Origin of the sequence: Variovorax sp. UMC13, from assembly GCF_014170375.1 — a bacterium.
GTDB lineage: Bacteria > Pseudomonadota > Gammaproteobacteria > Burkholderiales > Burkholderiaceae_C > Variovorax.
Genome location: NZ_LZZW01000041.1, coordinates 64814 through 90017 on the forward strand (window position 1 = coordinate 64814; position 25204 = coordinate 90017).

Sequence of the window (25204 nt, forward strand, 5' to 3'; positions counted from 1 at the left end):
TGGTGAATGCGGGGGTCAGTCGAGGCGGCGCACCACGTCCATCGCCTCTTCGATGCGCTCGACCGCGTGGATGGTCAGGCCCTCGATCTCCTTCGAGCCCTTCTTGGGCGCGTTGGCCTTGGGCACCACCGCCACGCTGAAGCCCAGCTTGGCGGCTTCCTTGAGCCGCTCCTGGCCGCGCGGCGCCGGCCGCACCTCGCCCGCCAGGCCGACCTCGCCGAAGGCGATGAAACCCTTGGGCATGGGCTTGCCGCGCAGGCTGGAGGTGATGGCCAGCATCACAGCCAAGTCGGCCGCGGGCTCGCTGATGCGCACGCCGCCGACCGCGTTGACGAACACGTCCTGGTCCATGCAGGCCACGCCCGCATGGCGGTGCAGCACCGCCAGCAGCATCGCGAGCCGGTCGCGGTCCAGGCCCACCGACAGCCGCCGCGGGCTCGGCCCGCCGTTGTCGACCAGCGCCTGGATCTCGACCAGCATCGGCCGCGTGCCCTCGAGCGTGACCATCACCACGCTGCCGGGCACCGGCTCGGGGTGCTGGCTCAGGAAGATCGCGCTGGGGTTGCTCACGCCCTTCAGGCCGCGCTCGGTCATGGCGAACACGCCGATCTCGTTGACCGCGCCGAAGCGGTTCTTGATCGCGCGCACCAGCCGGAAGCTCGAGTGCGTGTCGCCCTCGAAGTACAGCACCGTGTCGACCATGTGCTCGAGCACGCGCGGGCCGGCCAGCGCGCCCTCCTTGGTGACGTGGCCGACCAGCACGATGGCGGTGCCGCTGGCCTTGGCGAAGCGCGTGAGGTGGGCCGCGCACTCGCGCACCTGCGCCACCGAACCGGGGGCCGAGGTGAGCTGGTCGGAATACACGGTCTGGATCGAGTCGATCACCGCGATCGCCGGGCGGTGCGCGTCGAGCGTGGCGATGATCTTCTCCAGCTGGATCTCGGGCAGCACCTGCACCTGCGAGTGGTCCAGGCCCAGCCGGCGCGAGCGCAGCGCGACCTGCGCGCCGCTCTCCTCGCCCGAGACGTAGAGCGCGTTCTGCCCGGCGCGCTGCAGCGCGTCGACCGCCTGCAGCAGCAAGGTCGACTTGCCGATGCCCGGGTCACCGCCGATCAGCGTCACGCCGCCGGGCACGATGCCGCCGCCCAGCACGCGGTCGAGCTCGTCGATGCCGGTGGGGGTGCGGTCGACGTCGCTGGCCTCGATCTCCGACAGCACCGCCAGGTCGGCCGTGCCGCCCAGCGCCGCGAAGGGGGTGTTGAAGCGGTTGTTGGCGCTGGCGCCCGCCGGGGGCTGCGCCACCTGTTCGATCAGCGTGTTCCAGGCCCCGCAGCTGGGACATTTGCCCAGCCACTTGGCGCTGGTGCCGCCGCACTCGGTGCAGACGTAGATTGTTTTTTCCTTGGCCATCGGCAGAGTGTAGGCAGCGCACGGCTGCAGCTTTGGCGGGCGCATTCAATAATCGCCTTCCCCCCCGGACTTCCAACCCTGAAGAGACTCGCCATGCACACACCGATCAATGCCTTCAAGAAAGCCATGCAGGAGGGCCGGCCGCAGATCGGCCTGTGGGTCGGACTGGCCGACGGCTATGCGACCGAACTGCTGGCCGGCGTGGGCTACGACTGGCTCCTGATCGACGGCGAGCACGCGCCCAACGACGTGCGCTCGGTGCTGGCCCAGTTGCAGGCCGTGTCCAGCGCCTGGGCCGCGCTGCCCCATCGCTCGCAGCCGATCGTGCGGCTGCCCCACGGCGAGACGGCGCTGATCAAGCAGTACCTGGACATCGGCGCCCAGACCTTGCTGATCCCGATGGTCGACACCGCCGAACAGGCCGCCCAGCTGGCGCAGGCGCTGCGCTACCCGCCCGAGGGCATCCGCGGCATGGGCGCCGGGCTGGCCCGGGCCTCGCGCTGGCAGGAACACCCGAACTACATCCACGAGGCCAACGCGCAAGCCTGCCTGCTGGTGCAGGCCGAGACGGTCGAAGCCATGCGCAACCTCGACGCGATCGCGGCCACGCCCGGCGTCGACGGCGTGTTCATCGGCCCGGCCGACCTGTCGGCCTCGATGGGCTTCCCCGGCCGGCCCGACCACCCCGAGGTGCAGGCCGCGATCGCCGACGGCATCGCGCGCATCCTGAAGGCCGGCAAGGCGCCGGGCATCCTCTCGACCACCGAGGCGCAGGCGCGCAAGTGGCTGGCGGCCGGCGCGCTGTTCGTCGCGGTCGGCGTCGACACGATGGTGCTGGCGGCCGCGGCGAAGCAACTGCTCGCTCTCTACCGCAAGGACGCGCCGCCGCCGACCGCCGGCAGCTACTGAAAAATAGCGCGCCAACGTGGCGTAAACGCGGGGGTACCGAAGGGTCCACAACTGGAAAAATGTGTGTCCTGCGCGCGCACGGAGCCCTCCCTGCGCCGCGACCCCATCGGACGCGGCCGCTTTTTACCGGCGTGACGCGGCCCGGCTTCAACCTTCGGAGACAACCGCATGAACTTCACCCGCCGCCATCTGCTGCAGACCACGGGCGCGTCGGCGCTGCTGGCCAGCATCGGCCACCAGGCCTTCGCCCAGGCCGGGCTCGAAACCACCACCTTCGTCACCGGCTTCGCGGCCGGCGGCACTTCCGACACCATCTGCCGTCGCCTGGCGCTGAAGATCAGCCCCGAGTTCGCCAAGGTCGCGGTGGTGGAGAACCGCACCGGCGCCGGTGGCCAGATCGCCATCACCTACGTCAAGGGCCGTCCGGCCGACGGCGGCACCATCCTGCAGACGCCGACGTCGATGCTGACGATCTACCCCCACATCTACAAGAAGCTGCCCTACGACCCACAGGCGGACCTGGCGCCGGTGTCGCTGGGTTGCGTGTTCGATTTCGGCTTCGCGGTCGGCCCGTCGGTGCCGACGAGCGTGAAGACCGTGCCCGAGTTCTTGGCCTGGGCCAAGGCCAACCCGGCCGGCGCCAACTTCGGCTCGCCCGCCGCCGGCTCGACGCCGCACTTCATCGGCGCGCTGCTGGGCAAGAGCGCCGACGTGGAACTCAAGCACGCGGCCTACCGCGGTACGCAGCCCGCGATGCTCGACCTGCTGGGCGGCAACATCTCGGCGGTGTCGGGCCCGATCGGCGACATCACGCAGCACCTGCCCAGCGGCAAGGTGCGCATCCTGGGCGTCTCGGGCGCCAAGCGCAGCCGCTTCGCCCCCGACGTGCCGACCTTCGGCGAGCAGGGCATCAAGGACATGGCCCACAGCGAGTGGTTCGCCTTCTTCCTGCCAGCCAAGGCCACGCCCGAAGTCGTGGCGCGCCTCAATGCCGCGATGAAGACCGCGCTGGCCTCCAAGGACGTGATCGACGGCCTGGGCACCTTCGGCCTCGAAGCCATGTCCTCGACGCCGGCCGAACTGGCCGAGCTGATCAAGAAGGACACGGCCAAGTGGGGCCCGATCGTCAAGCAGGTCGGCTTCACCGCAGAGGGTTGACCTCGACTGACGAACGCGCGGCGCGCATCCAGCTCGCCGCGTGCTACCGCATCTTCGCGATGCTGGGCTGGACCGAGCTGATCTACAACCACATCACGGTCCGGCTGGCCGATGGGGCGGACGGGAGCAAGCAGTTCCTGATCAACCCCTTCGGCCTGCACTACAGCGAGGTCACGGCCAGTAACCTGGTCAAGATCGACCTGCAGGGCCGGGTGCTCGACGGCTCGGCGCATCCGGTGAACCCCGCGGGCTTCACCGTGCATGCAGCGATCCACGATGGCCTGCCCGGCGCGCACTGCGTGATGCACACCCACACCGATTCGGGCATGGCCGTGGCCTGCGTCGAGGGCGGGCTGCAGCAGAGCAACTTCTACAGCGCGCAGTTGCACGGCCGCGTGGCGTACCACGACTTCGAGGGCATCACGGTGCATGCCGACGAAGGGCCGCGGCTGCTGCGCAGCATCGGCGACAAGCCGGCCGTGATCCTGCGCAACCACGGCCTGCTGGCCTGGGGCCGCACGCTGCCGCAGACTTTCGCCGTGCTCTGGACGCTGCAGCGCGCCTGCGACATCCAGCGCGCCACGCTGTCGATGGGCACGGGCCTGATGATCAGCGACGCGGTGGCGCGCGGCTGCGCGCGCGATGCGCTGCAGTTCCACTCGCCCGAGACCGGCGGGCAGGACATGTTCGACGCGCTGGTGCGCCAGGTCGACCGCATCGATCCCGGCTACCGCGACTGAAGCTCTGGCACCATCGGGTTCATGAAAATCTGTATCTACGGCGCCGGCTCGATCGGCGGATGGATCGGCGCCGCCTTCGCGCAAGCGGGCGAGCGTCCGAATGTAGTGGCGCGCGGCGCCACGCTCGAGGCGCTGCAGCGCGACGGCCTGGTGCTGGTGCGCGGCGAGCAGCGCACGCGGATTCCCGTGCATGCGGTGGCCGACCCGGCCGCGCTCGGCGTGCAGGACCTGGTGGTGATCGCGGTCAAGGCCCCGGCGCTGGCCGGCGTCGCGCAGCGCATCGCGCCGCTGCTGGGCCCCGACACCATCGTGCTCACGGCCATGAACGGCGTGCCCTGGTGGTTCCTCGACGGCGGCTTCGGCGGCGAACTCACGGGCCGCCGGCTGGCCGCGGTGGACCCCGACGGCGCCATCGCCGCCGCGATCCCCGCGCGCCATGTGGTCGGCGCGGTGGTGCACGCGAGCTGCTCGCTCGATGCGCCTGGCGTGGTGCGGCACCACTTCGGCAACGGCCTGATCGTGGGCGAGCCCTCGGGCCAGGCCACCGAGCGCGTGCGCGCGCTGGTCGAGCTCTTGGTGCGCGGCGGCATCGAGGCGCGCGTGTCGCCGCAGATCCAGAAGGACGTCTGGTACAAGCTCTGGGGCAACATGACGGTCAACCCGATCAGCGCGCTGACCGGCGCCACCACCGACCTCGTGCTGGCCGACGACCTGGTGCGCGACTTCGTCTCGACCGTGATGCGCGAGGCCCAGGCCATCGGCGCGCGCATCGGCCTGCCGATCGCCGAGACGCCCGAGGACCGCCATGCGGTGACGCGCAAGCTCGGCGCCTTCAAGACCTCGATGCTGCAGGACGTGGAAGCCGGCCGCGCGGTCGAACTCGATGCGCTGGTGGGCGCGGTGCGTGAGCTGGGTCAGCTGAGCGGCGTGCCCACGCCCTTCACCGATGCGCTGCTGGGGCTGGCGCGGCTGCAGGCGCGCGGGCTGGGGCTGTACCCGGCCGCGGCCGCCTGACGCGCCTCAGCCTTCGTCCACCGCCACCGGCACGCGCGGCGCCACGGCGCACATCAGTTCGTAGCCCACGGTGCCCGCGGCATGCGCGACCTCGTCGATCGACAGCAGCGCGCCGCCGCTCGCGCGGCCCCACAGCGTGACCTCGCTGCCGAAACCCGCGGGCTGGCCGGCGCGCAGCAGCGGGTCGAGGTCGACCATCACCATGTCCATGCTCACCCGGCCCACCAGGCGGGTGCGCACGCCGTTCACCAGCACCGGCGTGCCGGTGGGCGCATGGCGCGGGTAGCCGTCGGCATAGCCGACGGCCGCGATGCCGATGGTCATGGGCGCGTCGGCCACGAAGGTCGAGCCGTAGCCCACGCTGGCGCCCGCCTGCAGCGCCTGCACGCCGATCAGCCGGGTCGACAGCGTCATGCCCGGCTGCAGCTGCCAGTGCTGCGCATCGTGCTCGGGGAAGTCGGGCGCGCTGCCGTAGAGCACGATGCCCGGACGCACCCAGTCGGCCCGGGTCTCGGGCGCGTGGCGCAGCACGGCGGCGCTGTTGGCCACGGAACGTTCGCCGGGCAGGTCCTGCGTGGCGTGCGCGAAGGCGGCCATCGCCTCGGCCACGCCGCGCGGGCCGTCGGCATCGCTGAAGTGGGTCATCAGCGAGATCTCGTCGACCTGCGGCAGCGCGTTGAGCCGGGTCCAGGCCGAGCGGAAGCGTTCGGGCGTGAAGCCCAGCCGGTTCATGCCCGAGTTCATCTTGAGGAACACGCGCTGCGGCACCTGCGTCTTGTGGGCCGCGAGCATGTCGATCTGCGCGTCGCAATGCACCGCATGCCAGAGGTCCAGGCGCGAGCACAGCTCGAGGTCGCGCGCCTCGAACACGCCTTCGAGCAGCAGCACCGGCCCGCGCCAGCCGAGCGCGCGCACGCGCGCGGCCTCGGCCAGGTCGAGCAGCGCGAAGCCGTCGGCGGCGCGGAAGGCGTCGAAGACCCGCTCTATCCCGTGCCCATAGGCATCGGCCTTGACGACGGCCCAGACCCGCGCATCGAGTGCATTGCGGCGCACGCGCGCCAGGTTGTGGCGCAGGGCGTCGAGGTGGATGGTGGCGAGGATCGGGCGAGGCACGGAAAACTGAACCTTTCTGGCGCGGAGGAAACCCATGGAAACACCGAGGGACATGGGCCCCGGCGCACCATTTTGGCATCGCACCCCCATGCTATAACCGCGCATTCGCCTGTGAGCGAAGCCTTTCTTCTACCGCCCTAACCAAGTCGCCAGCCCCCTGGCCAGCCAGCCCATCGATGAAGCGCGGTTTCTACACCATCATGTCGGCCCAGTTCTTTTCGTCACTGGCCGACAACGCGCTTTTCGTGACGGCCGTCGAACTGATGCGAACCTCGGGCGCACCCGAGTGGCAGCGCGCGGCGCTGGTCCCGATCTTCACGCTGTTCTACGTGGCGCTCGCGCCGCTGGTGGGCGCCTTCGCCGACGCCTTCCCCAAGGGCCGGGTGATGTTCATCAGCAATGCGATCAAGGTGGTCGGCTGCCTGATGATGCTGTTCGGCTCGCACCCGCTGCTGGCCTACGCCATCGTGGGCCTGGGCGCAGCGGCCTACTCGCCGGCCAAGTACGGCATCCTCACCGAACTGCTGCCGGCCTCGCAGCTGGTCAAGGCCAACGGTTGGATCGAGGGCCTGACCATCGCCTCGATCATCCTGGGCATCGTGCTGGGCGGCGTGCTGGTCGGCCATGCGGTCTCGAGCCACCTGCTGGCGATCGACCTGCCCTTCATCGACACCGGCATCGAGACCGCGCCCGAAGCGGCGATCGCCGCGCTGATCTTCGTCTACATGCTGGCGGCCTGGTTCAACACCCGCATCCCGCACACCGGCGTCGAGATGCGGCCGCTGCGCGCCAACGCGCAGCACAGCTTCGCGCGCAACATGGTCGCGCTGCTGCCCGACTTCTGGCATTGCAACGCGCGCCTGTGGCGCGACAAGCTGGGCCAGATCTCGCTGGCCACCACCACGCTGTTCTGGGGCGCGGGCGGCAACCTCAAGTACATCGTGCTGGCCTGGGCCTCGCTGGCGCTGGGCTACAGCACCGCGCAGGCCTCGTCACTGACCGGCGTGGTGGCCATCGGGACCGCGGTCGGCGCGGTGGTGGCCTCGATCAAGATGCGGCTGGACATGGCGACGCGCGTGATCCCGATGGGCATCGGCATGGGCCTGCTGGTGATCGGCATGAACTTCATCGACAACATCTGGGTGGCGGTGCCCTTCCTGATCCTGCTGGGCGGGCTGGGCGGCTTCCTGGTGGTGCCGATGAACGCTCTGCTGCAGCACCGCGGCCACAACCTGATGGGCGCCGGCCGTTCGATCGCGGTGCAGAACTTCAACGAGCAGGCCTGCATCCTGGTGCTCGGCGCCTTCTACAGCGCCTGCACCGGGCTGGGCCTGTCGGCCTACTCGGCGATCACGGCCTTCGGCGTGGTGGTGGCGGGCTTCATGTGGCTGATCAAGCGCTGGCACGAGAACAACCTGCGCAAGTACCCCGAAGAGGTCGAGCACCTGCTGAACATCGCGCGCAGCGACAAGCACCACTAGCGCGTAGATTCGAGCCCTCGCCACTTCTGAACGCTGCCATGACCACCGTCTACGACTTCGAAGCCCAACGCATCGACGGCCAGCCGGTGGCGCTCGGCGCCTACCGCGGCCAGGTGCTGCTGATCGTCAACACCGCGAGCCAGTGCGGCTTCACACCGCAGTTCGCCGGGCTCGAGGCGCTGCACCAGCAGTACGCGAAGCAGGGCTTGATCGTGCTGGGCTTCCCGTCGAACCAGTTCGGCTCGCAGGACCCGGGCAGCAACGAGGAGATCGGCGCCTTCTGCACGAAGAACTACGGCGTGAGCTTCCCGATGATGGAGAAGATCGACGTCAACGGCGCCCATGCGGCACCGCTGTACCGCTGGCTCACGAAGGAGAAGCCGGGGCTGCTGGGCAGCACCGCCATCAAGTGGAACTTCACCAAGTTCCTGGTGGGCCGCGACGGCCAGGTGCTCAAGCGCTATGCGCCGCTCGACAAGCCGGCCTCGCTGGCCCAGGACATCGAGAAGGCGCTCGCGGGCTGAGTCCCGGCGCCGCCACCCTCAGCCCTTGCCGCCGAAGCGGAAATCCGCGGTTCGGCTGCCGGTGCCGACCGTGACGGACTGCTGCTTCATTTCGCCCTCCGCCTCCGCGTGGACCACGTAGCGGCCGGCCGGCAGGTCGACCAGGCAGACCGGGCCGCCGGCGCGCAGGGCCAGCACCGGGCGGCCGTCGGCGCCCTCGATGCGCACCCGCACCTCGGCCACATAGGCGCCGTCTGCGCGCGCGAACAGCAGCGACAGCGGATGGTCCTTCATCGCGGCCCGGAAGGCCGTCGATTCGTCGAGCCCGATCCCGCCGCACACATAGCGTGCCGCACCCTCGCCGCGCATCGGCGGCAGTTGGGCCAGGGCGAGGCTCGAAAGGGAGAGGACGGCGCAGGCCACCAGGCCACGGCGCAGGTTCAAGGCGAAAGAAGTCATGACGAAGCTCCAACAACAGGGTGAACGCATGCGATGTTCGCCCACCACCGGGGCCCGGTGCGTCGGCGCACGGCGCATTCGGCCGTGCGCAGAATCGTCCTGGACGGCACCGGCTCAGGACAGCGTCATCAGGCTCTGGAAGCCATGGCCGGTCCGTGCCCGGTTCGCCAGGCGCGGAACCGCCGAGCCCAAGGCCGGCCGGCTGGCCTCGGGCGCGACCGCCACCAGCCGGACCGCCCCGTCCTCCAGCGACTGGACCTGCCAGGCGGCGGGCGTCTGCAGGGCCAGCAGGTGCCGCACGCGGTTCACGCCATCCTGGAACGCCAAGGCGGAGATGGCGCGCGAGGGCGGTGCCAGCATGGTGTTCAGCCAGCTGCGCGAGAGGCTGCGGCCCACGTTGTGGAACAACTCCAGCGCCAGCTCGAAATGGAAGATGGACAGCGACATCGGCAAGGCCTCGCCGATCTGGACCGTCCGGGCGGCGGGCCGGAAACGGAATTCGCCCCAGTTCAACGACGTCTGCTGCGGATGGGGCCCGTGCGCCCACATGAAGTCCGAAATCTCGAGGTACAGCTCGCTGAAACGCGGCTGCAGGGGAATCACGTGGTCGGCGGCGATGGTCGGCGCCTGCGCCACGCGCCGGACGGCCACCGGCTTGACGGCCAGCAGCAGGGGCAGCGTGTCGCCCAGGCAGGCGCGCACCTCGCGCACCGTCTGTTCGATCGTCTCGTCGCCCGACGCACAGCCCAGGTAGGCCATCGCGAAGGGCCGTTCCGTGGCGTCGACCTCCTGCATTTCCTCGATGTCGGCGAAGACATAGGGCGCGTGCCCGGTGGCCCGGATCGCGCGGCGCGCATGCTCGCGGCCGCGCAGATCCGGATCGAGGATCGCGATGCGCTGCCGCCGAAAGAGCTTGGATTGCATAGTGAACTCCTGCACAGCCCGGGCCCTCCTCGGACCCGTTGCCGCAAGGCTGCATGACAGATGCGCGGCATGCTCAGACTTTAGTTTTAGGCCGCGCGCAGCGTTAGTCGGATCGGGAACTGCCGATATGCAATTCGTGCAGCGATGAAAAAACTGTCCGTGTCCTGGCGCCCCGTGTGCCCGAACCGCGCCCGTACCGAGCTGGGGCCCCTACCAGCGCGGCGTGCGGTAGTGCTCGGCCGCGTAGTCGACCAGCGCGCGGACCTTGGGCGACAGGTGGCGGCTTTGCGGATAGAGCGCGCTCAGCGTCAGGGGCGGTTGCCGGTAGTCGCCCAGCACGCGCACCAGCTCGCCGCGCGCGACCTCGCGGTGCACCAGGAAGGCCGGCGACAAGGCCAGGCCCAGGCCCGCCATGGCCGCGGCGCGCAGAGCGATCCCGCTGTTGGCCTGCAGGCTGCCCCGGACCGTGACGCTGTGGCCGGTGCCGTCGGGCCCGATGAAATGCGGCTGGGTGGCCTTCTGCATCAGCGAATAGACCAGGCAGTTGTGCGTGGCCAGGTCGGCCGGCACCTGCGGCGTGCCGTGCCGGCGCAGGTAGCCGGGCGTGGCGACCCACCACTCGTCGCAGACCGCGAGGCGTTTCACCACCAACGTCGAGTCGGACAGCTGGTAGGCCAGCCGCAGCGCGACGTCGAAGCCTTCCTCGATCAGGTCGACGAAACGGTCGTTGCAGACCAGGTCCACCGAGACGCCCGGATGGGCGGCCAGGAAGGCCGGCAGCCAGAGCGAGAGCTCCTCCAGGCCGAAGGACATCGGCGCATTGATGCGCAGCACCCCCGAGGGCTTGCCCTGGTGCTGCGTGACGGCGAACGCCGCCTGCTCGAGCTGGTCGAGGATCTGCTGGCTGTGCGCGTAGTAGGTCTGGCCGGCCTCGGTGAGCGCGAAGCGACGCGTCGTGCGGTGGAGCAGCTGCACGCCCAGCAGGGCCTCGAGCTGCTGCACCTGGCGCGAGACGGCCGTGTGGGAGATCTGCAGCTGTGCGGCCGCGGCGGAGAAACCCTGGGTCTCCACCACGGCGCGAAAGGATTTCATGGCGGCGAGTTGGTCCATGCGCGCATTCTCATGGACCTTTCGCCGCGCGATGCCCGCCCAAGGGGGCGATTCAATTCGACGGCGAGGCTTCGTGAATTACGTCGGATTTTCGCGCGAGCGCACCGGGCGTGATGCCGTTTTCCTGCCGGAACACGCGGCCGAAATTCACCGGGTCGGCAAAGCCGCATTGCCAGGCGATATCGGCCACCGTCATCGAGGGCGCGCGTGTGCGCAACAGGCGGTCGGCCGCCGCCAGCCGCTCCTGCCGCAAGGTGCCGAGAAAGGTGCTGCCGCGCCCGGCTGCAGCGAACACCTTGTGCACGTAGCGCACCGACACGTTGAGATGCGCCGCCAGCGCCGAGGCGTCGAACGCGGTGTCCGCATAACGTTCGCGGATGCACGCGAGCATCCGCCGATGCAGGTCCTGGTCGCGCGGCGACACGGCTTCGCCGCCGCTTTTCAGCAGACCCTCCTGCTCCATCGCAAAGGACAACAGCGAGAGCACATGGTCCGCCACCAGGGTCTGCTGGTGGCGATCCGCGACCTGCGCCAGGTGATCGATCTGCAGCGCGCGCAGGTAGCCCGCCAGCATCGCACCCCAGCCCCGCTGGGTGTCGAAGCGATGGGCCGCGATCTGCTCGGCCGGCCCCAGCCAGCGGGTCACGAGCGGTGCGGCCAGGCCGATCAGCACCGCGTCGGTGGCCTGCCCTGAACTCAGCCGCAGCGCCTGGCGCGAATCGTTCACCACCAGGTCGCCGGCCTGGAAGACGGTTTTCCGGTGCCCCTGTTCGATCAGCGAGCCGCCCTCGCCCCCGGTCTTGAGCACCAGCTGCAACGAATACTCCGCCGCGTCCTTGAACAGGCTGTGCTGCGAGCGATAGAGGTCGACGCCGCTGCCCTGCGCGCGCATGACGCAGATCGGGCCTGCATCCAGGATGCTCAGGCTCTGCCTGAATGCCGGGCGCTGCGGACTGTCGTAGCGGGCCAGGCCGATCTTGCGCCCGAGTTCGTCGGCCCAGAAGCCGAAACGGTCGCCAGGCGCCAGGTCATCGGTGCTGTGGTATTCAATTCGCGGCGCCGCCAGGGACATTGATACATTCTCTGGCGACCTTTAACGAATTGTCAATTACGGCTTTCCATTCATCGGAATGAGCGCTTCCGCTCTCAATTGGAAATCGCCTGGTCCAGCAATTCGATCCAATGGCGCACCGGTGCCGCCGTACCGCTTTGCAAATGCGTGATGCAGCCGATATTGGCCGAGGCAATGACCGTGGGCTGCAATTGCTGCAGGTGCCCGAGTTTTCGGTCGCGCAATGGGTAGGCCAATTCGGGCTGCAGCACCGAGTAGGTACCGGCCGAGCCGCAGCACAGGTTGGCCTCGACCTTCGCGACCTGCACATCGAAGCCCAGCGCGCGCAGGTGGACCTCGACGCCGCCGCGCAGCTTCTGGCCGTGCTGCAGCGTGCAGGGCGGGTGGTAGGCGACCACGCCCTGCGGCGCCTTCACGCGCGATCGGAGCACCGGCACCAGGTCGGGCAGCAATTCGCTCAGGTCGCGCGTGAGCGCGCTGATGCGCGCGGCCTTGTGCGCATAGGCCGGGTCGTCGCGCAGCAGATGGCCGTACTCGCGCACCGTGACGCCGCAGCCCGAGGCGTTCATCACGATCGCCTCGACCGCGCCGCCGTCGACCTGGGGCCACCAGGCGTCGATGTTGGCGCGCATCTGCGCCTTGCCGCCGTCCTGGTCGTTGAGGTGGAACTTCACCGCGCCGCAGCAGCCGGCCTTGGGCGCGACCAGCGTCTGGATGCCGGCGGCGTCGAGCACGCGCGCGGTCGCGCTGTTGATGTTGGGCATCATCGACGGCTGCACGCAGCCCGCGAGCATCAGCACCTGGCGCGCATGGGTGCGCGTGGGCCAGGTGCCGGCATCCTGCTTTGCGGGGACCTTGGCCTTCAACGCGTCCGGCAGCAGGCCGCGCACCGACTGGCCCAGCTTCATCGCCGGGCCGAACAGCGGCGAGGGCAGCGCCTCTTTCAGCAGCCAGCGCGTGGCCGACTCCAGCGCCGGGCGCGGCACCTTCTCGTCGACGATCCTGCGGCCGATGTCGACCAGGTGGCCGTACTGCACGCCGCTCGGGCAGGTGGTCTCGCAGTTGCGGCAGGTCAGGCAGCGGTCGAGGTGCAGCTGGGTGCTGCGCGTGGGTTCCTTGCCCTCGAGCACCTGCTTGATCAGGTAGATGCGCCCGCGCGGCCCGTCGAGCTCGTCGCCGAGCAGCTGGTAGGTCGGGCAGGTCGCGGTGCAGAAGCCGCAGTGCACGCATTTGCGCAGGATGGCCTCAGCCTCGCGGCCGTCGGCGCTGTCCTTGAATTCGGGGGCGAGTTCTGTTTGCATGGTGGGCTTGTCTTGTTCTTCTGGGGATTGTCGGGCGGCTAGGTCGAGGGCGGCGCGCCGCGCCGGAATCGGCGCGTGACCGAGGCCAGCAGCAGCTGCAGGTAGGCCGAGCGCCGCAGGTCGCGCCGGAACGGCGGCAGCGACAGCGCGAGCAGCAGCGAGGCCAGCGGCACGACCCAGACGAAGCCCACGTACTTGAAGCCCGCCGCGCCGACCACGCCGCCCGCGATGAACATCGCCAGCAGGCCGCCATAGAGGCGCAGCGCCGCGCGGTTGGCGCGCACGCGCAATGCCGGCGGCGTGCCGGGTGCGTTGCGGTAAACCAGCCGGCCGAGCTCGAGGCCCAGGTCGGTGACATGGCCGGTCATGTGCGTGGTGCGCATCTTGCCGTGCGACATGCTGGAGCTCAGGCCGTTCTGCAGGCCCATGATGTAGGCCAGCAGCAGCACGGTGAGCGGCACCGCGAAGGGCGTCGGCCAGCTCAGCGTGACCGCGCCCAGCAGGCCGAAGACCAGCAGCAGCGCGGCCTCGAGCATCAGCGGCATGGCGAAGGCGCTGCGCAGGTGGTGCCGATGGGCCCAGTGCACGATCACCGCGGTCGAGGCGGCACCGACCACGAAGGCCAGCAGCGCGCCCAGCGCCCCCAGCAGCAGCGAGACGCTGCCCAGCACCAGCCCGTCGGCCAGCTGCGAGGCGAAGCCCGACATGTGCGAGGTGTACATGTGCACCACCAGCAGCCCGCCCGCATTCACCGCGCCCGCGTTGAAGGCCAGCAGCAGGCCGAAGATCCGGTCGACCGAGGCCGTGCGATGCCGGCCGGTGAGGTGGAGCAGGCGGCGCATGGCGCTGGCGTCAGGACGCCGTCGCGTCGCGGCGGTACAGGCGGCCGCGGTCGAACACGCCGGCCGGGTCGAACTCCTGCTGCAGGGCCGCATGGATGCGCATCAGCGGCGCCGACGGGCGCTCGAAGCGCGGCAGTGGCGATGCCGTCTCGCCGGCCGTGCGAAACAGCGTGGCATGGCCGCCGACCGCGGCGGCCGCGGCGCGCAGCCGCGGGCCCTCGGCCGGTGCCGCGTGGTACCAGCGCTGGCCGCCGTGCCACTCGACCAGTGGCGGCGCATCGCCGCCGAGGTCCAGCACCGGCGCGGTCTGCGGCACCGACAGGCGCCAGAGGTCGTGCCCGCCGGGGGCCTCGGTGAACCACGGCAGGCGCTGGTCGCGGCACAGGTCCCAGTCGGCCGCGGCATCGGGCTGGCGCTCGCCGCCCAACTGCGCGCAGGCCGCATCGACCGCCGCCACCGCCCCGCGCAGCCGCAGGTAGAGCACGCCCCGGCCCTGGTCCTCGACCCAGCAGCTGGCGTTGAGCGGCAGGGGCCTGCCGCCCCAGCCGTTGAGCAAATCGAGCGCCTCGGCCTGGCCGCATTCGAAGCGCAGCGTGGCCTCGGCCGGCGCCACCGGCAGCACCTTGAGGCTGACTTCGGCGATCAGCCCCAGCACGCCCAGCGAGCCGGCCAGCACACGCGAGACGTCGTAGCCGGCCACGTTCTTCATCACCTGGCCGCCGAAGTTCAATACCTCGCCGCGGCCGTCGACCAGCATGGCGCCCAGCACGTAGTCGCGCACCGCGCCCACGCTGGCGCGCGCCGGCCCCGAGAGCCCCGCGGCCACCATGCCGCCGACGGTGCCGCCGGCCTCGAAATGCGGCGGCTCGAAGGGCAGGCACTGGCCTTGTCCGGCCAGCAGCGCTTCGAGCTCGGACAGCAGGGTCCCGGCGCGCACCGTGACCACCAGCTCGCTGGGCTCGTAGCTGCGGATGCCGGCCAGCGCGCGGGTGTCGAGCAGTTCTCCCTGCGCCGCTTCGCCGTAGAAGTCCTTGGTGCCGCCGCCGCGGATGCGCAAGGGCGTGGCGTGGGCATGGGCGGCGCGGATGCGCTCGACGATCGTTTGAAGCTCGGAGTCCATGCGGTCGATGGTACCGCCGGGGCCCGGCGCGATGGAGCGGGTCAGTCCTCGAAGAAGTGCACCGGCAGGCCCGGCACCGCGACCCGCGTGGCGAACACGCTGCCCGAGGCCGGCAGGCGCGCGCGCTCGGCCTCGCTGCGGCCCTTGGCCGCGCTGGTGACGAACAGCGTGCGCAGGTCCTCGCCGCCGAAGCAGGGCATGGTCGGGCATTGCGCGGGCAGCGCCAGCGTCTCGATCCTTCGGCCCGCGGGATCGAGGTGCACGAGCTGCGCGCCCTCGAACATCGCGACCCAGTAGTGGCCCGCCGCGTCGACGGTCGCGCCGTCGGGCCGGCCGTCGTAGGGCTGCGACGATTCGGGCGTCCAGCCCGCGGGCTTGGCGTCGAAGCGCGCGAACTCGCGCGGGTTCGACAGCACGTTGGCTTCCATCGCCCAGTCCCAGGCCTTGACCGCATGCGAGGGCGTGTCGGCCCAGTAGAGCGTGCGCGCATCGGGCGAGAAACCCAGGCCGTTGGCGGTGGTGGCCTCGCCCGCCATCCGCGTGAGCACCGGCGTGCGGCCGCCGCGCGCGTCGAGGCAGTAGAGCGCGGCGCTGGGCCCGTCCTTGGCCTCGTTCACCGTGCCGGCCCAGAAGCGGCCCAGCGGGTCGCACTTGCCGTCGTTGAAGCGCAGCGTGCGGGTGTCGTAATCGGCGCGCGCCAGCAGCGCCAGTTCGCCGCCCCAGGTCTTCGCGCGGTAGATGCCGTCGCGCAGCGCCAGCACCAGGCCGCCGCTGCGCGCGGGCGCGATGCAGCCCGGCTCGCTGGGCAAGCGCCAGCGCTCGACCGTCGCCGAAGCGCCCTCGCCGCGCGTGCGCAGCACCTCGCGCGCCACGATGTCGATCCAGTAGAGCGCGCGTTCCTGCGGATGCCAGAACGGGGATTCGCCGAGCTGGCACAGAGAGTCTTCGATTGCATTCCACATGCGATGCATTCTGCCGCGCGTCCCGGACCCCGGTTTGACAAAAGCGCCAAGCCGATTCGATAATTCGCTATGCGCACGTTTGTGCGTTGTGCGCACAAAATGAATCGCACTGCTTTTTTGTTTCGCCAAGGACGCCCATGCCCGCCATCGACCACGCCCGCCTTCCCTACCGCCTCGACGGGCGCGCGGATGCGCCGGTGCTGGTGCTGGGCAACTCGCTGGGCACCGATGGGCGGCTCTGGGACGCGCAGGTCGAGGCCTGGCAGCGCGACTTCCGCGTGCTGCGCTTCGAGCTGCCCGGCCATGGCGGTGCCGCGGCCTGGCCCGCGCCCTTCGACATGGGTGCGCTCGCCGAAGCGCTGCTGGCGCTGCTCGACGACCTGGCGATCGCGCGCTGCCACTACTGCGGCCTGTCGATGGGCGGCGCCATCGGGCTCGAACTGGCCGCGCGTGCGCCCGAGCGGGTGCAGGGCCTGGTGCTGAGCAACACCGCCGCGCAGTTCGGCGCCGCCGACTTCTGGCGCCAGCGCCTGGCGCGCGCCCGCGACGAGGGCGTGATGGCGCTGTTCGAGGCCAGCAGCGCGCGCTGGCTCACACCGGCCCAGGCCGAAGCCGAGCCCCACACGGTGGCGCTGCTGCGCGACATGTTCTCGCAGGTGAAGGCCGAGGGCTACCTGCAGTGCGGCCAGGCGGTGATGGACTTCGATTTCCGCCCGCGCCTCGCATCGCTCGCGCTGCCCGCGCTGGTGATCGCCGGCACGCACGACCTCGCGACCCCGCCGCAGCAGGGCCGCGCGCTGCACGACGGCCTGCGCGCCTCGCGCTACCTCGAGCTGCCGGTCGCGCACCTGGGCAACCTGGGTGCGCCGGCCGCCTTCGCGGACGCGGTCATGCGTTTCGCGAGCTCGACCTGATCCCTTTTTCTTCCTCGCCTTCCAGGACCTGCATGCCCGATCAACGACACGCCACCCAGACCGCCTGCTTCGCGGTGCTCGACCGCTTCATGGACGCGCTCAATGCGCACGACGCCACCGCGATGGACGCGACCATGCACTTCCCGCACGTGCGCTTCGCGGGTGGACAGCTGCGCACCTACGAAGCGGCAGGCAGCAACCCGATGGACCTGTTCCAGAAGCTCCAGGCCGAGGACGACTGGCGCCACAGCAGCTGGCGCACGCGCGAGCTCGTGCAGTTCAGCGAAACCAAGGCGCACGTCGCGCTGAGCTACACGCGCTTTCGCAGCGACGGCTCGGTGATCGGCATCTATGAATCGCTCTACGTGCTCACGCGCGTCGACGACGCCTGGGGCATCCAGATGCGCTCGAGCTTCGGTCCCTGAGCGGGCCATCCACCTTCCTCCTTCAGCGAGTCTTTTTTTTCATGAACACACGCTTCTTCCTCCGCGCCGTCGCCGGTGCCGCCCTGCTCGCCTCGGTGGCGGGCCTGGCCTCTGCCCAGGCCGCGTTCCCCGATGCGCCCGTGCGCCTGGTGATCCCCTTCCCGCCGGGCTCGGCCTCCGACACCATCGCGCGCACGCTGGCGAGCTCGGCCGCGCGCAGCCTGGGCCAGCCGGTGATCGTCGACAACAAGGCCGGCGGCGACGGCATCATCTCGGCCTCGGAAGTGGCGCGCGCCCGGCCCGACGGGCTGACGCTGCTCTATGGCACCAACAGCGCGCTGTCGGCCTCGCCCGCGCTGAAGAAGAAGCTGCCCTACGACCCGGTGGCCAGCTTCGCGCCGGTGAGCTCGCTCGGGCGCTACACCTTCTTCCTCTACGTCAATGCGGGGCTGTCGGCCAAGTCGGTGGCGGAACTGATCGATGTGGCGAAGAAGCGCCCGGGCCAGCTCAACTTCGCGACCGGCAACACCACGGCGCTGGTGTCCTCGCTGCAGTTCAATTCGATCAGCGGCATCCGCATGGAACACGTGGCCTACAAGGGCGAGCCGGCCGCGATCCTCGACGTGCTGAGCAACCAGGTGCAGGTGATGTTCGGCAATCCGGCGCTGGGCATTCCACACCTGGCGACCGGCAAGCTGCGCGTGCTGGCCACCACCTCGCGCGCGCGCAGCCCGCTGCTGCCGGACGTGCCCACCCTCACCGAGGCCGGCGTGCAGGGCTTCAACATCACCTCGTGGGCCGGGCTCTTCGCGCCCGCGAACACGCCGGCCGACCGCGTCGCCAAGCTGCGCGCGGCCTTCCACGATGCGATGAAGGACCCGGTCGTGATCGGCACGCTGGAGAAGCAGGGCTTCGAGCTGGTGCCCAGCGACGGCGCCGGCCTGACCCAGCTGGTGAAGGAGCAGCTGGTGCGCTACGGCGACACCATCCGCGCGGCGGGCATCCAGCCCGAGTGACGGGGCGCGGCGATCGCGTCGGGCTGGGCTAGACTTTGCGCCCTCTCAGCCCGCCGATTGCACGCCCTTGGAACCGCGCCCCGTCGAATCCAGCACCTACGTCGACGCCTTCGCGCGCGGCCTCTCCGTGATCGGCGCCTTCGATGCCGAGCACCCCGAACTCACGCTGTCGGAAGTCGCGGCCATCGCGGGCGTCAGCCGCGCCGCCGCGCGCCGCCTGCTGCTCACGCTGTGCCACCTGGGCTATGCGCTCAACAACGGCCGCAGCTTCAGGCTCACGCCCAAGGTGATGCGGCTGGGCTATGCCTACCTGTCGGGCCTGCCGATCACCGACATCGTCGAGCCCTACGTGGTCGACCTGGCCGAGAAGACCGGCGAGTCGTGCTCGGTCTGCGTGCTCGACGGCCACGAGGTGGTCTACGTGGCGCGTGCCTCGACGCGGCGCGTGATGTCGCTCAACCTCTCGGTCGGCACGCGGCTGCCGGCCTGGGCGACGGCCACCGGCCGCATCCTGCTGGGCGGTCTCGACGAGGCCGACCGCGCCGAACGCCTGCGCCAGAGCGACCTGCGGCCGCTCACGCCGCGCTCCGAGACCGACATCGGCCGGCTCGAGGCGCTGATCCAGCGCGCGCACAAGGACGGCCACTGCTGGGTCAACCAGGAACTCGAAAGCGGCCTCACGGCCGTGGCCATGCCCCTGCGCGACCGCGGCGGCCAGATCGTGGCCGCGATCAACGTGGCGGGCCATGCGGAGCGCAACTCCAAGCAGCGCATGCTCAAGGAACAGCTGCCGCTGCTGACCGAGGCCGCGGCCCAGATCAACGCCGCCCTGCGCGCCACGCGCTGAGCCCTGCCGCAACGCGGCGCCCTCCCCGGACAAAAAAAAGCCCGCGACGCCGAAGCGCTGCGGGCTGAACATCCGAGGAGACTCTCGCGTAGAAACTCGTTCCGCTCTTCTCCCCTTCCAGGAACACCGCGGAACCGGCTCTGCCGGGCCGCCGGTGTTGCCCCCTTGAGGGGGAAGGGCCAGGCGACACGCAGTGCGCCTGGACCCTCGAGGGTGTTACCTGTTATATGCGGTCTCACCGTGCGAGGAGATGTCGAGGCCTTCGCGCTCTTCTTCTTCCGTCACACGCAGGCCGACGACCAGGTCGGCGATCTTGAAGGCGATGAAGGCCACCACGCCGGACCAGACGATGGTGAACACCACGCTCTTGACCTGCACCCAGACCTGGGCGCCCATCGAGAAGGTGTCGGGGGTCAGGCCACCCGTGCCGCCCAGGCTCTGCGAAGCGAACACACCGGTCAGGATGGCACCCAGGATGCCGCCCACGCCGTGCACGCCGAACACGTCGAACGCGTCGTCGGCGCCCAGCATGCGCTTGAGGCCGCTCACACCCCACAGGCAGACCAGGCCGGCCAGCAGGCCCAGCACGATCGAACCCATCGGGCCGACGAAGCCGGCGGCCGGCGTCACGGCAACCAGGCCGGCGACGGCACCCGAAGCGGCGCCCAGCATCGAGGCCTTGCCCTTGTGCATGCTCTCGCCCAGGATCCACGACAGCGTCGCGGCGGCGGTGGCCAGCACCGTGTTGATGAAGGCCAGGCCGGCCGCACCGTTGGCCGCACCGGCCGAGCCGGCGTTGAAGCCGAACCAGCCCACCCACAGCAGCGAGGCACCGACCATGGTCAGCGTCAGCGAGTGCGGCGTGAAGGCTTCCTTGCCGTAGCCCAGGCGCTTGCCGACCATGTAGGCACCGACCAGGCCGGCGATACCGGCGTTGATGTGCACCACGGTGCCGCCAGCGAAGTCGAGCGCGCCGTCCTTGCCCAGCAGGCCGCCGCCCCAGACGATGTGCGCCATCGGCAGGTAGCTGAAGGTGAACCAGATCACGGCGAACAGCAGCACGGCCGAGAACTTGGCGCGTTCGGCGAAGGCGCCCACGATCAGCGCCACGGTGATGGCGGCGAAGGTGCCCTGGAAGGCGATGAACACGTGTTCGGGGATGGTCGTCAGCGCGCCGAAGGTCTCGGTGGTGACGCCCTTCAGGAAGATCTTGTCCAGACCGCCGATGAAGTTGCCGTCGCCCGAGAACGCCAGGCTGTAGCCGTAGATGGCCCACAGGATGCTGATCAGCGAGAAGATGACGAAGACCTGCATCAGCACCGACAGCATGTTCTTCGAGCGGCCCAGGCCGCCGTAGAACAGCGCGAGGCCGGGGATGGTCATCAGGATGACCAGCAGGGTCGAGGTCAGCATCCAGGCGGTGTCGCCGGAATCGACCTTCGGAACCGGGGCCGCGGCGGGTGCAGCGGCAGCGGGGGCCGCTGCGGCGACCGGGGCGGGTGCGGCGGCCGGTGCGGCGGCTGCGGGCGCCGACGCGGCGGGTTCAGCCGCGGTCGGCGTCTGGGCGAAGCCGGAGACACCGGCGGTGAGCACGCTCAAGCCGAGCGCCAACGAGACAAGCAGTTTTTTCATGTCGATTGTTCTTTCGTGCCGTGATGCGCTGGAATCAGAGGGCCTCGCGGCCGGTTTCGCCGGTGCGGATGCGCACGACCTGCTCCAGGTTGTAGACGAAGATCTTCCCGTCGCCGATCTTGCCGGTGCGCGCCGCGCCTTCCACGGCCTCGATCACGCGATCGACCAGTTCGTCGGCCACGGCCGCTTCGATCTTGACCTTGGGCAGGAAGTCGACGACGTACTCGGCGCCGCGGTAGAGCTCGGTGTGGCCCTTCTGGCGGCCGAAGCCCTTGACTTCCGTCACGGTGATGCCCTGCACACCGATCGTCGAGAGGGCTTCGCGCACCTCGTCGAGCTTGAATGGTTTGATGATGGCTGTGACCAGCTTCATGGAATTTCTCCTGGAGATGAAAGGGGGCGGCGCGGCAGCATGGGCCGCGCCTTGTTCTTTGTTCAGAGCGTCTTGCTGAGCGTGACGATGGCGCGCGCCTTGTTCACGTCGCCGAAGAAGGCCTTCTTGTTGGCGCCCTGCACGCCGCCGTAGAGCGCCACGCCGCTGCCGAAGTCGTACGACACGCCCACGGCGTAGTCGACGTAGTTGGGCACGCCCAGGTCCTTGATGTCGCTGGCGAAGCGGGTGTAGCCGACGTTGGCCTTGAGCGTCAGCGAGGGCGCCACTTCCTGGGCGAAGCCGAGGTTCAGGTAGCCGGTGTTCTGGCCCTTGAGGCCCGAACCCGAGTTCTCGCCGGCCCAGCCGAAGTAGTCCTTCGAGATGGTGTGCGAGTACTTGAGCGTCAGCGGGCCGTAGCTGCCGGCGACATAGAGCTCGGTCGTGTTGCCGTTCTTGTTGCCCGGGTAGATGTAGGTCAGCGCGCCCAGATCCCAGCCGATGCCGCCGGCCGAGAACTTGTAGCCGCCGTAGAGGTCGCTCTCGATGCTGTTGCCCGGCAGCCAGTCGACGCTGGAGTTCCAGTTGCCCACATACCAGCCGGTCTCGCCGAAGGCGTAGTCGAAGCCGCCCTGGATCGCCGGCTTGACGGCCTTGCTCTTGCTCGAATCCTGGTCCTGGCCGCGGAACTTGTAGTTGCTGGTCAGGGCGACGTTGGCCGAGAGCTGGGCGCTCGCGAACATCGGCAGGGCGGCAAGGGCGGCCACGGCCAGGGCCTGGGCGGTTTTACGGTGCATCATCGAACGGCTCCTCGGGAAATTGGAAGGTAGGGGGAACCTTCTTAAAGCAGGGAGCGTGCCAAATGCGCCAGACCGCCTGTCACCGGGCTGGCCATCGGGGGAGAAGACGGTTGCGCCGCGTTACCGGCGTGTTTCAAATCCAGGTTGCGCACCAATGTGAGCTGTGCCCCTACGAGGCCGCCACCGCGCACCATGTTGGGGAAAGGGAGCGGAATGAGTCTGTCTTTGGTGCAAAGCCGTGCCTTGCTGGGGCTCGAAGCGGCCAGCGTCACCGTCGAGGTGCATCTGGCCAACGGACTGCCCAGCTTCACGCTGGTGGGGCTGGCCGAGGTCGAGGTCAAGGAGGCGCGCGAACGCGTGCGCTCGGCGATCCAGAACGCCGGGCTGGAGTTTCCCCACAACAAGCGCATCACCGTGAACCTGGCACCGGCCGACCTGCCCAAGGATTCGGGCCGCTTCGACCTGCCGATCGCGCTCGGCATCCTGGCGGCCAGCGGCCAGATCGATGCCGCCCGGCTGGCCGGCCACGAATTCGCAGGTGAGCTCTCACTCTCGGGCCATCTGCGGCCGGTGCGGGGCGCACTGGCCATGGCGCTGGCGCTGCACACGCGCGGCGTGGCGACCCGGCTGGTGCTGCCCGCCGACAGTGCGCAGGAAGCCGCGCTGGTGCCCGGCGCCGAGATCTATGGCGCGCAACACCTGCTCGACGTGGTCGGCCAGTTCCTGACGCAGGCCGAGGGCGCGGCCGCGCCTGCCGCCGAGGGCTGGGCGCGCGTCCATGCGCAGCCCGGCGCACCGGCCGCACCCGGGCCCGACCTGGCCGACGTCAAGGGTCATGCGGGGATCAAGCGGGCGCTCGAGATCGCCGCCGCGGGCCAGCATCGCCTGCTGATGGTGGGTCCGCCGGGTTCGGGCAAGTCGATGCTGGCCCAGCGCTTCGCCGGGCTGCTGCCGCCCATGACGGTCGAGGAGGCGCTGGAGAGCGCCGCCATCGCCAGCCTCGGCGGCCGCTTCGCCATCGAACGCTGGATGTGCCGCCCGACCGCGAGCCCGCACCACACGGCCAGCGCGGTGGCGCTGGTGGGCGGCGGTTCGCCGCCACGGCCGGGCGAGATCTCGATGGCGCACCAGGGCGTGCTCTTCCTCGACGAGTTCCCCGAATTCGCCCGCGCGGCGCTCGAGGCGCTGCGCGAGCCGCTCGAGACCGGCACCATCACCATCGCGCGGGCCGCGCGACGCGCCGAATTCCCGGCCCGCTTCCAGCTGATCGCCGCGATGAACCCCTGCCCCTGCGGCTTCCTGGGCTCGGCCCTCAAGGCCTGCCGCTGCACGCCCGAGCAGGTGGCGCGCTACCAGGGCAAGCTCAGCGGGCCCCTGCTCGACCGCATCGACCTGCACGTCGAAGTGCCGGCGATACCGCCGCAGCAGTTGCTCGATGCCGCGCCGGGCGAGTCGACCGCCGCCATCCGCGCACGCGTCGTCTCCGCACGCGAGCGTGCGATGGCGCGCCAGGGCACGCCCAACCAGGCGCTGCAGGGCACGGCCATCGACCGCCACGCCTCGCTGGCCGCCGAGGGGCTGCAGCTGCTGCACACGGCCGCGAGCCGGCTGGGCTGGTCGGCGCGCAGCACGCACCGCGCGCTCAAGGTGGCGCGCACCATCGCCGACCTGGCGGGCGCCGAAGCGGTGCAGCCGGCGCACGTGGCCGAGGCCGTGCAGTACCGGCGCGCGCTGCGCTGATCAGCGCGCGCTCTTAGAGCAGCCCGCGCTTGGCCAAGTTGCGCATCAACGCCGTGATGCCGAAGGTCCAGCGCGGCGCCTGGTCGGCGTGCACCACGCGGTTGACCAGCGCGCCGAGTTCGGGCGCCGAGATCGTGACCTGGTCGCCCACCACGTGGGTGAAGCCCTGGCCCGGGCCGTGGCGGTCCTGCGTGGGCGCGAACATGGTGCCCAGGAACAGCATCAGGCCGTCGGGATAGTCGTGGTGTTCGCCGATGGCCTGGCCGACCAGGTCGAGCGGGTCGCGGCTGATCTTCGACAACGAGCTCGAACCTTCGAGCGTGAAGCCCTCGGGGCCCTTGACCTGCAGCACCACCGTGATGCGGCGCACGTCCTCGATGCCGAAGCCGGCATCGAACAGCCGGACGAAGGGGCCGATCGCGCAGGAGGCGTTGTTGTCCTTGGCCTTGCCCAGCAGCAGCGCGCTGCGGCCTTCGAAGTCGCGCAGGTTGACGTCGTTGCCCAGCGCCGCGCCCAGGGTCTGGCCGCGGCTGTTGACGGCCAGCACCACCTCGGGCTCGGGGTTGTTCCAGACCGAGCCCGCATGGATGCCCACGTCGGCGCCGGTGCCCACGGCCGCCAGCACCGGGGCCTTGGTGAAGATCTCGGCGTCGGGGCCGATGCCCACTTCGAGGTACTGCGACCACGCGCCCTGCGCGATCAGCACCTCCTTCACCCGCGCGGCCTCGGGCGAGCCCGGCACGATGCCCGCGAGGTTGTCGCCGAGCACGCTGCCCAGCGCCTGGCGCGTGGCCTCGGCGCGCGAGGCGTCGCCGCGGGCCTGCTCCTCGATCACGCGTTCGAGCAGGCTCTCGACGAAGGTCACGCCGCTGGCCTTGACCGCCTGCAGGTCGCAGGGCGCGAGCAGCCAGGGCTGCGTGGCATCGCGGGCGCTCTCGTCGCTGTTGGCGATCACCGCGTCGAGCGCGGCGATGCGCGGCGCGATGCCGTCTTCCAGCGCCGCGCGCACCGCGACCGCCGGGGCATCGCCTTCGAGCAGCTGGCTCAGGGTGGGCGCCACGCGCGAGAGGTCGTGCAGATGGTCGCCATGCACCGCGACCAGCACCGGCCCGACTTCGGGCAGCCAGATCCGGCCGACCAGCGTGGCGGTCGCGGCGTCGCGCGGAAGGGCGGAGAAAATGTCGAGGGCGAGGGGCATGGTGTGTCTCTGGAATCTTGGAATGGAAGAACGCGACGCGCGCGGACGAAGGCCCGGGCGGCGCAGTCCGCAACGATAACGCCTGCTGTTGGACCTGCGAAGCGAGGGGCTTTGGCGAGCGGGTTTGCGCTGCATCATCTCCCG

At 70.2% G+C, this 25204-nt stretch carries 25 protein-coding genes; 11 read left to right on the forward strand and 14 right to left on the reverse strand.

Annotated elements, in window-relative coordinates; translation table 11 throughout:
* Positions 1-15: 15 nt before the first annotated feature.
* The gene (radA, locus tag A9977_RS33125) at positions 16-1410 is read right to left on the reverse strand and encodes a DNA repair protein RadA (protein WP_183029077.1); all 1395 of its coding nucleotides are present in this window, start codon (positions 1408-1410) and stop codon (positions 16-18) included.
* A 93-nt stretch (positions 1411-1503) separates the two neighbouring features.
* Between radA and A9977_RS33130 the strand changes: the two genes are divergently transcribed.
* From A9977_RS33130 to A9977_RS33145, 4 genes are all read left to right on the forward strand, one after another.
* Positions 1504-2319, forward strand: coding sequence for an aldolase/citrate lyase family protein (locus tag A9977_RS33130; RefSeq protein ID WP_183029078.1), 816 nt, complete (start codon positions 1504-1506; stop codon positions 2317-2319).
* 168 nt (positions 2320-2487) lie between these two features.
* Positions 2488-3477, forward strand: a complete 990-nt coding sequence (locus tag A9977_RS33135) for a Bug family tripartite tricarboxylate transporter substrate binding protein (protein ID WP_183029079.1) — start codon at positions 2488-2490, stop codon at positions 3475-3477.
* Positions 3474-4217: a class II aldolase/adducin family protein gene (locus A9977_RS33140; protein WP_220812268.1), complete on the forward strand. Its 744-nt coding sequence runs from the start codon at positions 3474-3476 to the stop codon at positions 4215-4217. The genes A9977_RS33135 and A9977_RS33140 overlap by 4 nt, the downstream gene beginning before the upstream one ends.
* A 21-nt stretch (positions 4218-4238) precedes the next feature.
* Positions 4239-5231 carry a 2-dehydropantoate 2-reductase gene (locus A9977_RS33145; RefSeq protein ID WP_183029081.1) on the forward strand — a complete coding sequence of 331 codons (993 nt, stop codon included), beginning with the start codon at positions 4239-4241 and terminating at the stop codon, positions 5229-5231.
* A 6-nt stretch (positions 5232-5237) separates the two neighbouring features.
* Here A9977_RS33145 and alr read toward each other — a convergent pair whose 3' ends face one another.
* On the reverse strand, positions 5238-6344 hold the full coding sequence (alr, locus tag A9977_RS33150) for an alanine racemase (protein WP_183029082.1): 1107 nt from the start codon (positions 6342-6344) through the stop codon (positions 5238-5240).
* A 176-nt stretch (positions 6345-6520) separates the two neighbouring features.
* Between alr and lplT the strand changes: the two genes are divergently transcribed.
* Entirely contained in the window at positions 6521-7825 is a 1305-nt protein-coding gene (gene lplT / locus A9977_RS33155; RefSeq protein ID WP_183029083.1) for a lysophospholipid transporter LplT, read from the forward strand.
* Between the two features lie 38 nt (positions 7826-7863).
* On the forward strand, positions 7864-8349 hold the full coding sequence (locus A9977_RS33160; RefSeq protein ID WP_183029084.1) for a glutathione peroxidase: 486 nt from the start codon (positions 7864-7866) through the stop codon (positions 8347-8349).
* 18 nt (positions 8350-8367) lie between these two features.
* On the opposite strand, the gene A9977_RS33165 is transcribed toward A9977_RS33160, so the two are convergent.
* The 8 genes from A9977_RS33165 to A9977_RS33200 form a co-directional block, all read right to left on the reverse strand.
* Complete coding sequence (locus tag A9977_RS33165; protein ID WP_183029086.1) at positions 8368-8787, reverse strand: carboxypeptidase regulatory-like domain-containing protein; 420 nt, start codon at positions 8785-8787, stop codon at positions 8368-8370.
* A gap of 114 nt (positions 8788-8901) precedes the next feature.
* Positions 8902-9711, reverse strand: coding sequence for a response regulator transcription factor (locus A9977_RS33170; protein ID WP_183029088.1), 810 nt, complete (start codon positions 9709-9711; stop codon positions 8902-8904).
* A gap of 210 nt (positions 9712-9921) precedes the next feature.
* Complete coding sequence (locus A9977_RS33175; protein WP_183029089.1) at positions 9922-10821, reverse strand: LysR family transcriptional regulator; 900 nt, start codon at positions 10819-10821, stop codon at positions 9922-9924.
* A 52-nt stretch (positions 10822-10873) separates the two neighbouring features.
* Positions 10874-11893: an AraC family transcriptional regulator gene (locus A9977_RS33180; protein ID WP_183029091.1), complete on the reverse strand. Its 1020-nt coding sequence runs from the start codon at positions 11891-11893 to the stop codon at positions 10874-10876.
* A gap of 74 nt (positions 11894-11967) precedes the next feature.
* Positions 11968-13194 carry a glycolate oxidase subunit GlcF gene (gene glcF / locus A9977_RS33185; RefSeq protein WP_183029093.1) on the reverse strand — a complete coding sequence of 409 codons (1227 nt, stop codon included), beginning with the start codon at positions 13192-13194 and terminating at the stop codon, positions 11968-11970.
* 38 nt (positions 13195-13232) lie between these two features.
* Positions 13233-14036, reverse strand: a complete 804-nt coding sequence (locus A9977_RS33190) for a YoaK family protein (protein WP_183029095.1) — start codon at positions 14034-14036, stop codon at positions 13233-13235.
* A gap of 10 nt (positions 14037-14046) precedes the next feature.
* Positions 14047-15156 (reverse strand): glycolate oxidase subunit GlcE, encoded by a 1110-nt coding sequence (gene glcE, locus A9977_RS33195; RefSeq protein WP_183029097.1) that lies wholly within the window; start codon positions 15154-15156, stop codon positions 14047-14049.
* Positions 15157-15197: 41 nt separating this feature from the next.
* Entirely contained in the window at positions 15198-16118 is a 921-nt protein-coding gene (locus tag A9977_RS33200) for an SMP-30/gluconolactonase/LRE family protein (protein WP_183029098.1), read from the reverse strand.
* 137 nt (positions 16119-16255) lie between these two features.
* On the opposite strand from A9977_RS33200, the gene pcaD reads away from it, so the two are divergent.
* From pcaD to A9977_RS33220, 4 genes are all read left to right on the forward strand, one after another.
* The gene (gene pcaD / locus A9977_RS33205; RefSeq protein WP_183029100.1) at positions 16256-17032 is read left to right on the forward strand and encodes a 3-oxoadipate enol-lactonase; all 777 of its coding nucleotides are present in this window, start codon (positions 16256-16258) and stop codon (positions 17030-17032) included.
* A 32-nt stretch (positions 17033-17064) separates the two neighbouring features.
* Positions 17065-17457 (forward strand): hypothetical protein, encoded by a 393-nt coding sequence (locus A9977_RS33210; protein WP_183029102.1) that lies wholly within the window; start codon positions 17065-17067, stop codon positions 17455-17457.
* Positions 17458-17498: 41 nt separating this feature from the next.
* Positions 17499-18473, forward strand: a complete 975-nt coding sequence (locus tag A9977_RS33215; protein ID WP_183029104.1) for a tripartite tricarboxylate transporter substrate binding protein — start codon at positions 17499-17501, stop codon at positions 18471-18473.
* A 67-nt stretch (positions 18474-18540) separates the two neighbouring features.
* The gene (locus A9977_RS33220; RefSeq protein WP_183029106.1) at positions 18541-19320 is read left to right on the forward strand and encodes an IclR family transcriptional regulator C-terminal domain-containing protein; all 780 of its coding nucleotides are present in this window, start codon (positions 18541-18543) and stop codon (positions 19318-19320) included.
* Between the two features lie 216 nt (positions 19321-19536).
* On the opposite strand, the gene A9977_RS33225 is transcribed toward A9977_RS33220, so the two are convergent.
* The 3 genes from A9977_RS33225 to A9977_RS33235 all read right to left on the reverse strand — a co-directional run bounded on the left by A9977_RS33225 (position 19537) and on the right by A9977_RS33235 (position 22119).
* Positions 19537-20952 (reverse strand): ammonium transporter, encoded by a 1416-nt coding sequence (locus A9977_RS33225; protein WP_183029107.1) that lies wholly within the window; start codon positions 20950-20952, stop codon positions 19537-19539.
* 34 nt (positions 20953-20986) lie between these two features.
* Positions 20987-21325: a P-II family nitrogen regulator gene (gene glnK / locus A9977_RS33230; RefSeq protein ID WP_183029109.1), complete on the reverse strand. Its 339-nt coding sequence runs from the start codon at positions 21323-21325 to the stop codon at positions 20987-20989.
* Between the two features lie 62 nt (positions 21326-21387).
* Entirely contained in the window at positions 21388-22119 is a 732-nt protein-coding gene (locus A9977_RS33235) for a TorF family putative porin (RefSeq protein ID WP_183029152.1), read from the reverse strand.
* Between the two features lie 216 nt (positions 22120-22335).
* On the opposite strand from A9977_RS33235, the gene A9977_RS33240 reads away from it, so the two are divergent.
* On the forward strand, positions 22336-23862 hold the full coding sequence (locus A9977_RS33240; RefSeq protein WP_183029111.1) for a YifB family Mg chelatase-like AAA ATPase: 1527 nt from the start codon (positions 22336-22338) through the stop codon (positions 23860-23862).
* Between the two features lie 13 nt (positions 23863-23875).
* On the opposite strand, the gene A9977_RS33245 is transcribed toward A9977_RS33240, so the two are convergent.
* Positions 23876-25060 carry a fumarylacetoacetate hydrolase family protein gene (locus A9977_RS33245; RefSeq protein ID WP_183029113.1) on the reverse strand — a complete coding sequence of 395 codons (1185 nt, stop codon included), beginning with the start codon at positions 25058-25060 and terminating at the stop codon, positions 23876-23878.
* Positions 25061-25204: the final 144 nt, after the last annotated feature.

Coding starts and splice junctions, on each gene's coding strand:
- glnK (WP_183029109.1), bottom strand. CDS start 21,325: ATGAAGCTGGTCACAGCCATCATCAAACCATTCAAGCTCGACGAGGTG.
- A9977_RS33135 (WP_183029079.1), top strand. CDS start 2,488: ATGAACTTCACCCGCCGCCATCTGCTGCAGACCACGGGCGCGTCGGCG.
- A9977_RS33180 (WP_183029091.1), bottom strand. CDS start 11,893: ATGTCCCTGGCGGCGCCGCGAATTGAATACCACAGCACCGATGACCTG.
- A9977_RS33215 (WP_183029104.1), top strand. CDS start 17,499: ATGAACACACGCTTCTTCCTCCGCGCCGTCGCCGGTGCCGCCCTGCTC.
- A9977_RS33175 (WP_183029089.1), bottom strand. CDS start 10,821: ATGGACCAACTCGCCGCCATGAAATCCTTTCGCGCCGTGGTGGAGACC.
- pcaD (WP_183029100.1), top strand. CDS start 16,256: ATGCCCGCCATCGACCACGCCCGCCTTCCCTACCGCCTCGACGGGCGC.
- A9977_RS33245 (WP_183029113.1), bottom strand. CDS start 25,060: ATGCCCCTCGCCCTCGACATTTTCTCCGCCCTTCCGCGCGACGCCGCG.
- A9977_RS33145 (WP_183029081.1), top strand. CDS start 4,239: ATGAAAATCTGTATCTACGGCGCCGGCTCGATCGGCGGATGGATCGGC.
- glcF (WP_183029093.1), bottom strand. CDS start 13,194: ATGCAAACAGAACTCGCCCCCGAATTCAAGGACAGCGCCGACGGCCGC.
- A9977_RS33200 (WP_183029098.1), bottom strand. CDS start 16,118: ATGTGGAATGCAATCGAAGACTCTCTGTGCCAGCTCGGCGAATCCCCG.
- A9977_RS33240 (WP_183029111.1), top strand. CDS start 22,336: ATGAGTCTGTCTTTGGTGCAAAGCCGTGCCTTGCTGGGGCTCGAAGCG.
- A9977_RS33225 (WP_183029107.1), bottom strand. CDS start 20,952: ATGAAAAAACTGCTTGTCTCGTTGGCGCTCGGCTTGAGCGTGCTCACC.
- A9977_RS33160 (WP_183029084.1), top strand. CDS start 7,864: ATGACCACCGTCTACGACTTCGAAGCCCAACGCATCGACGGCCAGCCG.
- A9977_RS33190 (WP_183029095.1), bottom strand. CDS start 14,036: ATGCGCCGCCTGCTCCACCTCACCGGCCGGCATCGCACGGCCTCGGTC.
- lplT (WP_183029083.1), top strand. CDS start 6,521: ATGAAGCGCGGTTTCTACACCATCATGTCGGCCCAGTTCTTTTCGTCA.
- radA (WP_183029077.1), bottom strand. CDS start 1,410: ATGGCCAAGGAAAAAACAATCTACGTCTGCACCGAGTGCGGCGGCACC.
- A9977_RS33235 (WP_183029152.1), bottom strand. CDS start 22,119: ATGCACCGTAAAACCGCCCAGGCCCTGGCCGTGGCCGCCCTTGCCGCC.
- A9977_RS33165 (WP_183029086.1), bottom strand. CDS start 8,787: ATGACTTCTTTCGCCTTGAACCTGCGCCGTGGCCTGGTGGCCTGCGCC.
- A9977_RS33210 (WP_183029102.1), top strand. CDS start 17,065: ATGCCCGATCAACGACACGCCACCCAGACCGCCTGCTTCGCGGTGCTC.
- A9977_RS33130 (WP_183029078.1), top strand. CDS start 1,504: ATGCACACACCGATCAATGCCTTCAAGAAAGCCATGCAGGAGGGCCGG.
- glcE (WP_183029097.1), bottom strand. CDS start 15,156: ATGGACTCCGAGCTTCAAACGATCGTCGAGCGCATCCGCGCCGCCCAT.
- A9977_RS33170 (WP_183029088.1), bottom strand. CDS start 9,711: ATGCAATCCAAGCTCTTTCGGCGGCAGCGCATCGCGATCCTCGATCCG.